Genomic DNA, 14,882 nt, shown 5'->3' on the forward strand with positions numbered 1-14,882 from the left:
GACCTGCCCGTCGGCGCGCCCCCGCGCCTCGCTGGCGGGCGCGAGGCGCGGGGGCGCGCCGACGGGCAGGTCACGCTCCGCCTCGGTGATCACCGCGATCGGGGTGGCGTCCTGCAGGGTGAAGGCCACCCGGCCGGCCGGGTAGTTCGGATCGATCGGGAGGTATCCCGCGCCGGACTTGAGTACGGCGAGTGCCGAGACGATCAGGTCCACGCCGCGGGGCAGGACGATCGCCACGAGGTGCTCGGGGCCGGCGCCGAGGGCGATCAGGCGGTGGGCCAGCGCGTTCGCGCGGGCATCGAGCTCGGCGTAGGTCAGGGCGAGCGGGCCGTCCGTGACCGCGACCGCGTCCGGGGTCCGGTCGGACACCTCCTCGAACAGCTCGACGAGCGTGGCGCTCGGAACCTCGAGGGGGCCGTCGCCGTGGGCGCGCCGGAGGATCTCGGCCGATTCCTCGGCCGACAGGACGCCCACGGCGGCCACCGGCGCGTCCGGGTCGGCGACGATCGAGGCGAGGACCCGGCGTAGCCGCTCGAGCAGCACGCGGGCCCGGTCCGGTCCGACCTCCGCCGGGTGATATTTGAGGGTGATCTCCAGTTCCCTGCCCGTCGGCATCACCATGAGGGTCAACGGATAGTGGGTGGAGATCGGCCGGTGGACGCCGGTGGTGCGCAGGGCGCCCGCGGCGAGCGCGTCGTCGATCGCCGTGCTGTCGAAGGGGAAGGACTCGAACACCACCAGGCTGTCGAACAGCTCCCCGGTGCCGAAGCCCAGCGCCTGCTGGATGTCGGCCAGCCCGCAGTGCTGATGGTCCAGCAGATCGGCCTGCTCGGCCTGCAGGCGCGTGACGAGGTCGGCCACCGTCTCGGCGGGACGCAACCGCACCCGGACGGGCAGGGTGTTGATGAACAGGCCGACCATGGCCTCGACTCCGGTGAGATCGGCGGGCCGGCCGGAGACCGTGGCGCCGAACACGACGTCGTCGCGGCCGGTGAGCCGGCTGGCGAGAATGCCCCACCCGGCCTGGACCAGTGTGTTCAGGGTGACACCGCGGGATCGGGCCAGCCGGGACAGCGCGGCCACCAGGTCGGCGGGCAGCGTCTCGACCCGTTCGGCGGGGAGCACCGCAGGGGCGCCCTGCGCGGCGGGCACCAGGTGGGTGGCCTCCGTGACGCCGTCGAGCGCCGCCCGCCAGACCTCCAACGCCCCGGCCGGCCGCTCGGCGAGCCAGGTCAGCTGGTCGCGGTACGGGCGGGCGACAGGCAGCGCCGGGTCGACGCCGTCGGCGGCGTAGAGGGCGAACAGGTCGCGCATCAGCACCGGCGTCGACCAGCCGTCCATGATCACATGGTGGTTGGTCAGGACGAAGCGGTGACGGTCCGGGCCGAAGGCCAGCAGCATCGCACGCAGCAACGGAGGCCGCTCGAGGTCGAACCGGCGGACGCGATCCGCCGCGACGAGCTCGGCCGCCCGAGCCTGCGCCCCGGCCCCGGCCCCGAGCCCGGCCCCGGTCGCGGTCGCGGTCCCGTCCCCGTCCCCGGCGTCGGCGTCGGCGTCGGCGAGGTCGACCTCCGTCCACGGCACCTCGACGTCGCCAAGCACGATCTGCACCGGCTCACCGAGGTCGAGGACGAAGCCGCTGCGCAACGCCGAATGCCGGGCCGCCAGCGCGTTCACCGCGCGGCGCAGCCGGGCCGCATCGAGCGGGCCGTCGAGATCGACGACGAGCTGCGCGGTGTAGACGTCCGCTCCCCCACCGTCCTCGGTCAACGCCGAATGGAACACCAGCCCCTTCTGCAACGGGGACAGCGGAAGGATGTCCTCGATGGCGGAACGGGCGGCGCTCATGCTTTTCTCCACTTCGCTTCCAGGGCGTCGAGCTGGTTCTGGTTCAGCGAGACCAACGACAGGTCCGACGGCGTGCGACCACCCGCCCCGTCGCCCGCGGCGTGGCGGACGATGGCCTGCAGTGCGCGGCGCCACCGGTCGGCAAGGTCGGCGACCGACGCGGTGTCGAACAGCCCGTCGGCGTACATCCAGTGCGCGGCCAGCCGCGGCCCCGCCGGGGTGTCCTCGGTGATCGCGTTGACCACCAGGCCGGCGGGCAGCGGCATGTCCGGCCCGTAGGCCGCGTCGAGGCCGTCGGCGGCGACCCGCCAGCCGGCGATGCCCGGCACGTCGAACCGGCCCAGGTAGTTGAAACCGATCTGGGGAACGGGCAGCGTCGCGAGCCCGCCCGCCGAGGCGGGATGCAGGTGGCGCAGCATGCCGAAGCCGATGCCGTGATCCGGCAGCGAACGCAGATGTTCCTTGACCCGTTTGACGATCACGCCGGCGCCGGATCCGCCGGCGAGGGCGTCGTCGAGGTCGATGCCAGTGGTGTCCAGCCGGACCGGATGCTGGCTGGTGAACCAGCCGACGGTGCGCGACAGATCGCTGCCGGCCACCGCGGCCTCCTGCCGCCCGTGCCCCTCGAGCAGCACGAGGGTGGACCGGGCCGGCTCTCGCCGGGCGGCCGTCCACGATCCGAGCGCCAACGCGAGCCCGGCGAGGAGAACATCGTCGACCCCGGCGAAGAAGGCGGCGGGCACGGAGGTGAGAACCGGCTCGGCGATGTCCGGCGCCAGTGCGACGGTGAGCGTCCGCACCGTCGACCAGGTGTCGCGGGCGGCGTCGGCCCGGCGTCGACCCAGCAGCGGATCCGGCCCGTCGAGCAGGGCGGTCCAGGTCGGCAGTTCAGAGCTCCGCGCCGCGGCCGCGCCGGCCAGGCCGCCGGCCCAGGTCCGGAAGGACGTCGACACCGGTGGCAGCGCCGGCTCGCGTCCGGCGGATGCCGCCTGCCAGGCCGCGGCCAGATCCTCGACGAGGATTCGCCAGGACACCCCGTCGACGACGAGGTGATGGGCGACCATCAGCACCGCCGACGCCCGGCCCCGGCCCCGGCCCCGGCTCTGGCTCCGGCTCCGGCTCCGGCTCCGGCTCTGCTGAGCCTGGCCCGCGTCGAACCAGACGACCTGGAAGACCCTCCCGTCGGCGGGGGCGAGCCGGGCCGCCGCGGCGGCCCGTTCGGCCGCCACGAGGTCCTCGGTGATCGGGCCCGCGGTCACGACCCGGCGGATCGCCGAGGCCGCGCGCACCGAGCCGACCGGCTCGAACGTCAGCGTCGCCCGCTCCCCGCCACGGTCGAGCCGGGCGCGCAGCGCGTCATGGCGGTCGAGGACCGCCTGCACCGCACGCTCCAGTCCCTCGGCGTCGAGCCCGGCGGAACCCGCGGAACCGGCGGGGCTGCCAGAACCGGCGGGGCCGGTGAGGTCGGCGGGGATCTCGACGAGGACCGACATCCGGTGCTGGTCGCTCAGCGGACCGCGTTCGGCGAACGCCCGCATGATCGGGGTGAGCTCCACCGGACCGACTCCGCCGGGGTCTCCCAGCGCCGCCGCGGCGGGTTCGGTCGCGACGACGGTGGCGACCGCGGCCAGCGCTTGCACCGTGCGGTGGGCGAAGACCTCCCGCGGGGTGAACCGCAGCCCGGCCCGGCGAGCCCGGCTGACCAGCCGGATGGCCACGATGCTGTCCCCGCCGAGCTCGAAGAACGACTCGTCGAGCCGGACCGTCGGTACGCCGAGGATCTCCACGAACAAGGCGGCCAGCGTCGCCTCGGCCTCGTTTGCCGGTTCCCGGCCGGCCGGTTGCCCGGCGGGGGCCGCGCCGAACTGCGGGGCGGGCAGCGCGCGCCGGTCGACCTTGCCGGACGGTGAGAGCGGCAGCGTCGCCAGGACGCTCAGCGTCGCCGGGACCATGTGCTCGGGAAGCGCCGCGGCCACGTGGGCGCGCACCGCCGCGAGGTCAAGATCTGCGCCCGAGACGGGAACCAGGTATCCGGCGAGGTAGCGCCCACCCGGCCCGTCGGTGCGCGCGGCGACGGTGGCCTGGGCGACGCCGGGGAAGGCCAGCAGGACGGACTCGATCTCACCGAGCTCGACCCGGAAGCCCCGGATCTTGACCTGGTCGTCAATCCGGCCGAGGAACTGCAGGGCACCGGACGGCAGCCGGCGCATGAGGTCACCGGTGCGGTACAGCCGCTCGCCGGGCGCCCCGAAGGGGTCGGCGACGAACCGGGCCGCGGTCAGCTCCGGGCGGCGCAGGTAGCCGCGGGCGAGCTGGACGCCACCGACGTAGAGCTCGCCGGCCACGCCGACGGGGACGAGCCGTAGGTCGTCGTCGAGGAGATGGCAGGTGGTGTTGTCCACCGGCAGGCCGACCGGGATGGCGCCGTGGACAGCCGGCTGGCCGGGCCCGGTCTGCACCGGATGCAGCAGGCAGCCGACGGTCGCCTCCGTCGGACCGTACTCGTTGATGACCGAGATCCGCCCGTCCGACGGCCGATGCCACTGGTCGAGGGCCTCCCCGCGCAGTTCCTCCCCGGCGATGACGAGGGTGCACGGCCCGGAGTCGGCGAAGCGGACCGCCGGGAGCAGGGCGAGGTGACTCGGGGTGATCTTGAGGAAGCTGGCGGCCCCGGCGGCCTCGGCGATGGCGTCGGGCGAGTCGGCGCACAGCTCGAGCACCCCACCGGTGGTGAGGGTGCCCAGCAGCGGGGTGACGGAGAAGTCGAAGGAGATCGACGAGTGCATGAGGGTGTGCCCGGCGAGGCCCGGGAAGCGTCGGGCGGCCCAGGCGAGGTGGTTGCGCAGGGCCCGGTAGGAGACGATCACTCCCTTGGGAGCCCCGGTCGACCCGGACGTGTAGATCACGTAGGCGGGATGCTCGGGATGCAGCGCGGCGAGCCGCTCGGCGTCGGTGACGTCGTGCTCGGGCAGCTCCGCCAGCCGCGCGAGGGTGGCCGGCTCGTCGAGCCGCACGGTCTCCAGCCCGGCCGGGCCGGGCAGCCGCGGGGCGGCTTCGGACGTGGTGAGCAGGAGTTCGGGCCGCGAATCGATCAGCATGTGCCGCACGCGGTCCGCTGGATAGTCCGGGTCCACCGGAACATAGGCGGCGCCCGCCTTGGCGACCGCGAGCACGGCCACCACCATCTCGACCGATCGGGGCACGCTGAGCGCGACGGTCGACTCGGGCCCGACGCCACGGGCGACGAGGAGCCGGGCCAGCCGGTTCGCCCGCCGGTCGAGCTGGTGGTAGGTCAGCGCGTCGCCGTCGGCCAGCACGGCCGGGGCCTGGGGGGTCGCCGCCACCTGGGCGGCGAACAGCTCCGGCAGGAGGTGCTCCGCCACGGGTCCGGCGGTGCCGTTCCATCCACCGATCAGCTGGTCGCGCTCGTCGTCGCCGAGCAGGTCGACGTCGCGCAGCGGGCGGTCGGGATCGGCGAGGACCGCGGCCAGGAGCCCGTCGAGGTGCCCGAGCAGCCCGCCGACGAGGGTGTGGGCCGCGGGTGTCGCCGGATGGTTGGCCTCAACGGCGAGGTCGTCGCCGTCGGTCTCCACCGCGAGCGTCAGATCGAACCGGGCGGCGTCGCCGGGGACGTGACGGCGCGTCGCCGTCAGCCCGACTGCGCGCAACGGCTCCAGCACCGGGGCCCGCAGCGAGAGCACCACGCTGAACAGGCCGGCGTCACCGCGGGTGCGGTCGGGGTCGACCGAGCGGGCGACGTCGTCGAGGTCGACGTCCTGGTGGGCGTAGGCGGCGACGCTGACCTGCTTGGCCCGGGCGAGCAGCGTGGCGAAGCTGTCGTCGGCGGCCGGGCGCAGTCGCAGCGCGATGGTGTTGCCCAGGTAGCCGATCGCCTGGTCACCGCCGGGAAAATCCCGGTTGACCACGGGCACGCCGATCACCAGGTCTCGTGCTCCGCTGTACCGGTGCAGCAGGTCGGTGACGGCGGCGAGCAGAACCATGAACGTGGACGCGCCGTGCTCCCGGGCCACCTCGCGGACCCGCGCGGCCATCCCGGCCCGCAGCGCCCGGGTCTGGTCCGCGCCGCCCGCGGCGCGATCCGCGCCGGTGAGCTCGGGCAGGACCAGCGGTTCGGGCAGCGGGTCGAGGGCGGCCCGCCAGAACTGCTGCCCACGTTCGGTGTCCCCGGCGGGGGCCGACGAGGCGACGTCGGCATACTGGCGCGCGGGTGGCAGCGGCGCGGCGGGATCGCGGTAGAACGCGATCAGCTCGCCGAAGAAGATGGCCGTGGTGGCGTCGTCCCAGGCGATGTGGTGCGCGACGACGATCATCGTCAGCGCGTCCGGCGCCGTGGAGTAGAGGCCGACCCGCAGCGGGGAGTCGACGGACAGGTCGAACGGGGCGGCGGCGAGCGCGCCGCACAACTCGCCCGCGCGGGCGGATCGCCCGTCGGCCGGCAGGTCGCTGAGGTCCCGTCGAGCGACGACCGGGGCGAGCACCGGGTGCACCACCTGGCGAACCCGGCCGTCCGGCCCCATCCGGTAGGTGGTGCGCAGGATGTCGTGCCGGGCGACGACGGCCTCGACGGCGGCGATCAGGGCGTCGACCCGGACGGGCCCCACCAGGTCCACCGCGATCCGCACGTTGTAGCCGGCCGTGCCCGGGTCCAGCTGCTGCAGCGACCACATCCGGCGCTGGCCGGCGGACAGCGCCGTCGGGTCGCTGGACGCCGGCGCCGCGGTGCGGGTGGACGCCGGCGAGTCGGCGAGGTCGCGCTCGGCGAGATCGCGTTCGGCGAGGTCGCGCTCGGCCAGCCGGCGCCGGCGCAGCTCGCGGCGCAGCGTCGCCACGTCGGATCGGCTGTCATCGATGCTCACGGGTTGGGCCTCCCTTGGTCCCCCAGGCGGTCCACCAGGTCCCGCTTGCTGATCTTTCCGACGGCGGTCAGCGGCAGCTCGTCGAGGACGACGAGCCGGTCAGGCAGCTTGAAGCGGGCGACGCCCAGCCGAATCAGATGGGTTTTGAGGTCCTTGAGCCGGGGCGGGCCGGCCTCGGTCGGGACGATCGCGACGCAGAGCAGTTCGCCGAGCTGGTCGTCGGGCAGCCCGATGACCGCGGCCTGCCCGACGCCCGGGTGGGTGAGCAGCAGTTCCTCCAGTTCCGCGGCGGGAACCTTCTCCCCGCCGCGGTTGACCACGTCCTTGACCCGCCCCTCCACGACGAGGTGGCCGGTCGGCAGCGAGCGCACCAGATCGCCGGACCGGAAGAAGCCGTCCGGGGTGAACGCGGTGGCGTTGTAGCGCTCGGCCCGGTAGTAGCCGCGCAGCGTGTAGGGGCCGCGGGTGAGCAGCTCCCCGACCTGCCCCGGCGCCACGTCGCGGCCGGACTGGTCGACGATCCGGACCTCGTCGAGGGGGCTGAGCGGCCGGCCCTGGGTGGTCTCGACCAGCTCGTCCGGATCGTCGAGGCGGGTGAAGTTCAGCAGCCCCTCGGCCATGCCGAACACCTGCTGGAGCGCGCAGCCCAGCACCTTCGGGAGCTGGCGGGCGAGGCCGGCGTTCAGCTTCGCGCCGCCCACCTGCAGCAGCCGCAGACTGGACAGGTCATGCCGGGACCGCGCCGCCGCCTCGACCCACAGGTGCGCCAGCGGCGGCACCACCGCGGTGACCGTGATCCGTTCCCGTTCGATCAGGTCGAAGGCGACCTCCGGGCTCGCCGCGGGGGCCATGACCACCGTCGCGCCGGTCCCGAGGACGCCGAGCACGCCGGGGCAGGCCAGCGGGAAGTTGTGCTCGACGGGCAGCGCGACGAGGTAGCGGTCCGCGGAGGTCAGCCCGCAGACCTCGGCGCTGGCGCGGGCGTTGTAGGCGTAGTCGTCGTGGGTGCGCGCGATGAGCTTCGGACGGCCGGTGGTGCCGCCGGAGATGAGCAGCACGGCGACACAGGACGCGGCGATCGGCTCGATCCCCGCCAGCGCGGCGGGATCGGCGCTCACGTCAGCCAGCGCCACGAACGGCCCCGGATCACCCACGACCAGGACGTGGCGGACCGAGGGCACCCGTTGCACGACCTCCCGCGCGAGGGCGCGGTAGTCGAACCCCTGGTAGGAATCTGCGATCACGTAACCGACGGCCTCGGCGACCTCGGCCAGATGGCCGATCTCGGTCCGCCGGTGCGCGGGCAGCGCCAGCACCGGGACCGCCCCGATCCGGAACATGGCGAACAGCAGCGCCACGAACTCCGCCGTGTTGGGTAGCTGCACCACCAGCCGGTCACCGGCGCCCAGGCCGCGGGCGAGCAGCCCGGCCGCGATCTCATCCGCCCATCGGTCCAGCTCGCGGTAGGACACCCGCCGCCCCGTCGGCCCGGACACGACCGCGGTCGCCTCGCCGAAGCGCTCCGACCAGGTACGCAGGAGGTTCCCCAACGGCTGCGCCTGCCAGAACCCGGCGGCGCGGTACCGCGCGGCGACCTCCTCGGGCCAGCCGACTGCACCTGCGAGCAGCGGCCCGCTCACGCCCCGCTCTCCGTCCGGTCCACCGCACCCGGCCCGGCCAGCCCCGGCTCCCCGGCCAACCCGATCAGCACGTCCTCGTCGCTCATCGATTCGATCTCCCACACGACATCTGCGACGGCCTCCAGGCGTCCGGGCTGCTCCTGCGTGCGGACCAGCTCGGCGGCGAGCCCCGCGACCGTGGGCGCGGCGAACAGCGCCCGGACGCAGACCGCGGCGGTGTCCAGCCGGTCGCGGAGTTCGGCGACGACCGCGGTGGCCAGGACCGAATCGCCGCCGACGGCGAAGAACTCCTCGTCGGTGCCGAGCCGGTCCACGCCGAGCACCTCGCGCCAGACCAGATCGATGACCGACTCCAACGCGCCCACCGGCGCCGGCCTGGCGCCGACGGCGGACCCGGCGCCGACGGCGGCCGCGACGGCCGCCCGCACCGCCGCCCGGTCCACCTTGCCGTTGGCCGTCAACGGGACCTCCGCGAGGACGACGGCCCTGGCGGGAATCATGTGCGCGGGCAGCAGGGCGCGGACCCGCTTGAGGACCCCGCCGATCCCGTCAGCCTCGGTGATCCCGTCAGCCTCGGCCGGCTCGCCGGCGGGCACGTTCCGTGCTCCGTCGAGGACCAGCCCTGCCGCGAGAACCGCGGAGCGTCCGTTGTCCACGACGACCGCGACCGCGGCGCGGACCGCGGCATCGGCCGCCAGCGCCGCTTCGACCTCGCCCAGTTCGATCCGGAACCCGCGGATCTTGACCTGATGGTCGCGGCGGCCGAGGAACTCGATCGTCGCGTCCCCGCGGAAGCGGGCCAGGTCGCCGGTCCGGTACCAGCGGACCGCGTCGCGCAGGACGAACCGGTCCGCGGTGCGCTCCGGGTCACCCCGATAGCCGTGGGCGACCCCGTCGCCGCCGATCCACAGCTCGCCCGCGACCCAGTCCGGCCGGTCGCGGCCGATCTCGTCGACGACCCGGCAGCGCACGTTGCTCAGCGGGGTGCCGTACGGGACCGCACGCCAGTCGGCCGGTACCGGTCCGCGTACCTCGCACACCGTGGAGTGGATGGCCGTCTCCGTGGTGCCGCCCAGCGCGACGAACCGGCAGCCTGGCACGGTGTTCGCCAGCCGCGCGGGCAGATCGACCCCGACCCGGTCGCCGCCCAGCAGCACGAGCCGCAGCGACCCGCCGAGCGGGACGGCCGCGTCGAGCAGCATGTCCAGCAGCGCGGGCACACAGTTGAGCACGGTGACCCCGCGCTCGGCGAGCAGGCGACCCCAGCCGTCGGCGTCGCGCCGGTCCTCGGCGACCGTCACCACCGCCCCGCCGACCGACAGCGGGGCGAACAGATCGAACACCGACAGGTCGAAGTCGAGCGCGGACAGGGCGAGGGTGCGATCCTGCGGACCCAGCGCGAACCGGCCGATCAGATCCTCGATGGTGGCCATCGCGGCCCGGTGCGGTACCTCCACCCCCTTCGGCTCACCGGTGGAACCCGAGGTGAACAGGATGTAGGCGGTCTGCTCGGCCTCGACCGGGACCGGTGCGGGCAGTGGATCGACCGCCTCGGCCTCGGCCAGCAGCAGCGCCGACGGGCCGGCGTCGTCCGTCGGTAGCAGCGCCGGCGAGCGGGCGTCGTCCGTGGGAGGCCCGGTGAGGACGATCCGGTGCCCCGCCAGCGCGGTGATCCGGGCCACCCGAGCCGGGGGCTGCTCGATGCCGATCGGCACGTAGGCGCCGCCCGCGGCGAGGACGCCCAGCACCGCCACCACCTGGTCCGGCCCCTTGGGCAGCCGGACGGCGACCGGGTCGCCCGGACGTACCTCGCGGTCGACCAGGGCGGCGGCCACCCGCAGAGCGCGGTCGGCCAGCTCGCCGTAGCTGATCGTCCCAGGTGCTCCCGCCCCGGGGGCGGTCGATGCCGAGCCGAGCACGGCCGATGCCGAGCCGGACGTCGCCGAGCCGGACGTCGCCGAAGCGGATGTGAGCAGCGCGGGGGCGCGCGGCGCGCGGCGGGCGTGGTCGAAGAAGCCGTCGTGCAGGAGCGCGCGGGTGCGCGGCCGATCGGTGGCGTTGACCAGGGCGCGGCGCTCACGCTGGCCGACCGGCAGCAGGTCGCCGACGGTGTCGCGCCACACCGCGGGGTCGGCGGCGAGGCTGCGCACCAGTCCGGCGAAGGCGTCGAACATCGAGTCGACCACGCCGTCGGCGAACTCGGAGTCCCGGGAGTCCCAGTTCACCAGCAGGCCGCCGTCGAGTTCGGTGACCTGGGCGTCCAGCAGGACCTGCGGGCCCTGCGAGATGATCCAGGCCGGCTCGCCGAAGCTGGCGCGCACGCCGGGGTCGAACAGCTCGCCGAGACTGAGCGCGCTGGTGAACACCACCGGCGCGAGGACCTGCTCACCGCGCAGGCGGGTGAGGTCGCGCAGGACCTCGACGCCGGTGTAGGCGGCGTGCGCCGCGTCGGCGTGCATCCGGTCCTGGACGCGCCGGGCCCGCTCGACGAACGGCTCGGCAGCGGTCAGGTCGATCTCGAGCAGCACCGAGCTGGTGAAGTCGCCGACCAGACCCGCCACGTCGGGATGAACAGGTTCCCGGTCGAACAGCGGCACATTCAGCAGGAACCGCGGCTGCGCGCTCCAGGCGCCGACCACCTCGGCGAATGCGGTGGCCACGGCCATCGCAGGGGTGACGCCGTGGGCTCGGGCCAGCGCGGTCAGCCCGGCGCGCTCGGCGGCGGTCAGCATGACGGCCCGCCGACTGACCCGGGGCGGCCCGGTCACCGACGCCGCCTCGGCGCGGGGCAGATCGGGGGCGCCGGGCAACGACGGCAGGCGGTCCCGCCACCAGCTGGCCGCCTGCTCGACGGCTCGCCCGCGCAGGCGGGGCCGGGCGGCACGGTACTGCCGGTAGTCGTAGCCGAGCGCGGCGCGCTCGCTGTCGGGATCGGCGTAGTAGGCCGCCAGGTCGGCGAGCAGGATGCGGTAGCTGACGGCGTCGGCGGCCACCATGTCGACGTCGAGGTGAAGCCGGGTGCGCCCGCCGGGCAGCAGTGTCAGGGCGGTCGCGAGGACCTCGCCGGACTCGATGTCGAGCATCTGGTGCGACCACCGGTCCCGCAGCTGCGCCAACCGGGCCTCCCGCTCGGCCTCCGGAAGGTCCCGCAGGTCGGCGACGGTCAGACCGCGCCACCCGGTGACCGGCGCGATGCGCTGCCGGCCGTTGTCGGTGATGACGACTCGGATCATCGCGTGCCGGTCGACGAGCCTCTCGATCGCGGCGCGGAGCTGATCGGGGACCACGTCGTGGCCGTCGAACTCGGTGTAGAGGTGCGCGGCGACCCCACCGAGGCGTTGACCGGCGGCGCGCCCCACCCAGTAGGCATGCTGGAGGACCGCCAGCGGGAACGTGTCGTCCGGGGTGTCGTCGGAGCCGTCGTCCGCCGCGGACACAGTGGGCTGCCGCGATGCGAGCAGTTTGGACCAGCCGTCAATGGTCGGGCATTCGGCCAGTTCCGCGAAGTTCACCTCCGCCCCGGCCTCCCGCCACGTCCCCACCAACCGCATCAGCGAGACCGATTCCAGCCCCAGCTCGAAGAGGTTCGCGTGCACGTCGACCGCGTCGGGGTCCTCCTCCGTCAGCCAGGCCGCCGCCGCGCGCACGCCGGCCTCGGTCAGGTCGACGCCGGGCACCGCGGCCACCGCCGGGGTCGCCGTCGCGGCCACCGCCACCGCCACCGCCGGCGTCGGCGTCACGGGCACCAGGAATTTAGCGATGCTGAGCAGCTTTTCGTTGGTCTCCTGAAGCTCGCGTTCGGCGGTCGAAGGCGCCACGATTCCGGCACCCGCCCGCAGCCAGGTCCGGCCACCCGCGGAGAAGACCGTGCGCAGGACGAGCGCGGCGTCCATACCACCGTCGGAATCGACGGTCAGCACCGCTCCGCTATACAGGCCCCGCGGTTGGTCCTCGAAACTTTCAATGAGTTCGAGAGCCTCCGCCTTCGGGATTCCGGATGCGGTGATGGCCGGGAAGAGAGCGGCGAGCGCCTGCCACGCGCCGACCCCCTCGGCCAGCTTTCCGGACACTCGCGACCCCAGATGCTGAACGCTGCCGCGCTCCTTGACGTCCAGGAACTCGTCGATCCGCAGCGAGCTGGGCCGGCATATTCCGCGCAGTTCGTCCTGGGCCAGTCGGACGGAGATCGCATGCTCGAAGATTTCCTTGGGATCGGCGAGCAGTTCCCGGCGGCGCGCCCGGTCGATCTCCGGTTCACCGATGAGCTCCCGCGTTCCCGCCAGCGGCTGCGTGGACACCGAACCGTCCGCACCGACCTCGACGACCGTTTCCGGGCTGAAGCCGGTGGCCCGCACACCGCCCAGATTCAGCAGGAAAGACCGAGCCGGCGTATTCCCACGGCGGCCCGCGACATAGGTGGCCGGCAGATCGACCGCCATGGGGACGGGCACGACCCGAGAGAGAATGACCTTCGCCAGCCGCTCGGCGCGGATCTGCTCGACGGCCCCGGTGACCATGGTGCCGTAGGCGTCGGCGCCGACCGCGGAGAAGTCGAGACCTGTCGCGGGCTGCGGCCAGTGGTCATCGCTGCGGGCGAGGGCGGCGGCCAGTCTCGCGCGATCCGGGTCCGACCCGCCGCGCACCTGGGCCGGTCCATCCGGGCCGAGGAGGACCTCGTAGGCCGGAATGACCAGGTGTAGGAGCGTCCCCGCGCCGGCGGCCCGCGCCGAACCGTGCAGCAGGTGGGCGAGTTCGAAGGCCGCCCATCCATAGGCACGGTGCCACGGCGGGGTCAGGTCGGCCAGCAGGCCCTGAACCTGGTCGAGGGGGTGCTCCCCGGTCGGCACGGTGATCCGGCCGGATTCCTGTTCGAGCGTGATCTGCTCGCGATCGAGCCGCAGCTCCGCCGTGGCCCCGGCCGCGAACGCCCACTGGCCATGACGTTCATAGACCACGTAGGAATCGGCACAGCCGCGGGCGAGTTCGGCGACCACCAACAACGGATCAGGCACCATGCCGGCGCCCGGACGTCTCCGCTCGGGAAACACGATTATCACAACCTTGCTTTTCGAGAGGCGCCTGGCATGGCGACGGGCTGGAGACGGGCGACCGACCGGAGACCGGCGGCAGACGGCGGAGGAGAACGTGGGTCGAATTACGACGCGGCAGCCTTGTGGTTGTCGTCCGCGGCCATGCGCGCCACCAGGCTGGCGGGCCGCATATCGGTCCAGTTCTGCTCGATGTGATCCAGGCAGGACGTCCTCGACTCCGGACCGTACGCCACCGTCCAGCCCGCGGGAACCTCGGCGAACGTCGGCCAGAGCGAATACTGGCCCTCGTCGTTCACGAGCGCGGAGAAAGTACCACTCTCATCATCGAACGGGTTAGCAACCATGAAAAGAAGACCTCCGCGCTCGTTGCGGATCAACAGGATTCGGGCAGGACAAGGAGAACCGGATCGAGCCGCCGGCCAAGGGCAGACGGGCACGCCAAACCGATCAGTGGCATCGAGCGGAAAGGCGTGCGGTGCCGCCGAGCGGCCGGCATCGTGGTCACCGACTACGTGGAGAAGACAGCGCCCCGCGATGGGTGGGACGACTGAACGCGTTCTTCGACTGGGCCAGGGCCACCTGCGCGGCCCACGCGAGAGGTACGAGCCTCAGGCCTCGCCTGGCCAGGCGTCCACCACAACCGGTGCGCCCACCCACCGCATCAGCGACACTCCAACCAGTAAGCAGCACCCCTCATTTAGGTTAACCTTAGCTAATTGGTTCCCAGCTTCTAGCGAGATCCGCGCCTTGTCAAGGTGTGTGACCTCTGGGCGGTTTCCCACAGATGCAGACGGTTCGACGGCGTCTACGTTTCGTGGTCGGATGAGCCGAAGGCGCGGACGGGGTGCGGGCGCACATCGAGCCGCTGGTCCCACGCCGACGCGGCATCGGTCTACAGCAGGACCAGCCACACCCGCCGCGAAGCTGATCAGGAGGACAGCGGGCAGCCCTGAGGTGGATCGCGTGGTGGTGGGGTGCCAGAAGTCGGCCTGGCCCCAGGATCTGCGGCGATGCGAACGGTGCGGCGGTCGGCATGATGATCGACCGCGTCCACGCGCCCGCTCTGTCTGATCTTCGTCCGGGTATGCAGCCGGCTGGTTCTACTCGGCCGGTCGTCGACGTCCAAGGACATCAAGCTGCTCGTGTCGCGGCACGAGGTCGCCGTACTGCGCCGTGTCGCACCCCGCCCAAGCCACGGTGACTCCTCTGACGGTTGAAGCCGTCAGCTTCTCAGGCCGCCCGCGCGTCAGCCCGACGGGCAGGCCCGGCCCGCAGAATGTTGACGGCCGCGTTCTCGTCCGCGTCCGCGACATGCCCACACCGCACACAGACGAACGCGGCCCACGTGGGCCGGTTCTCCCTCGCCACATGCCCACAGGCCACGCAGCACTGGGAGATGCGGCGGGCGTCAACCTCGACGACGACCCGCCCGACGCTTGCCGCCCCGGCACGCAACACCCCGAGGA

At 73.3% G+C, this 14,882-nt stretch carries 6 protein-coding genes; all 6 read right to left on the bottom strand.

Features of this window, described 5'->3' with window-relative positions:
• On the bottom strand, window positions 1-1,848 hold a 1,848-nt coding region (locus tag NBZ83_RS20955; RefSeq protein ID WP_261575636.1), incomplete at its 3' end, for a condensation domain-containing protein.
• The gene (locus tag NBZ83_RS20960; protein ID WP_261575637.1) at window positions 1,845-6,725 is read right to left on the bottom strand and encodes a non-ribosomal peptide synthetase; all 4,881 of its coding nucleotides are present in this window, start codon (window positions 6,723-6,725) and stop codon (window positions 1,845-1,847) included. The genes NBZ83_RS20955 and NBZ83_RS20960, both read right to left, overlap by 4 nt.
• Entirely contained in the window at window positions 6,722-8,365 is a 1,644-nt protein-coding gene (locus tag NBZ83_RS20965) for a (2,3-dihydroxybenzoyl)adenylate synthase (RefSeq protein WP_261570475.1), read from the bottom strand. Before NBZ83_RS20965 ends, NBZ83_RS20960 begins: the two co-directional genes overlap by 4 nt.
• Entirely contained in the window at window positions 8,362-13,413 is a 5,052-nt protein-coding gene (locus NBZ83_RS20970) for a salicylate synthase (RefSeq protein ID WP_261575638.1), read from the bottom strand. Before NBZ83_RS20970 ends, NBZ83_RS20965 begins: the two co-directional genes overlap by 4 nt.
• A gap of 107 nt (window positions 13,414-13,520) precedes the next feature.
• Complete coding sequence (locus tag NBZ83_RS20975) at window positions 13,521-13,793, bottom strand: MbtH family protein (protein ID WP_498041070.1); 273 nt, start codon at window positions 13,791-13,793, stop codon at window positions 13,521-13,523.
• An 853-nt stretch (window positions 13,794-14,646) separates the two neighbouring features.
• On the bottom strand, window positions 14,647-14,882 hold a 236-nt coding region (locus tag NBZ83_RS20980), incomplete at its 5' end, for a zinc ribbon domain-containing protein (RefSeq protein WP_261575639.1).

This window comes from Frankia gtarii, from assembly GCF_025403375.1.
In the GTDB taxonomy this organism is placed as follows: Bacteria; Actinomycetota; Actinomycetes; order Frankiales; family Frankiaceae; genus Frankia; species Frankia gtarii.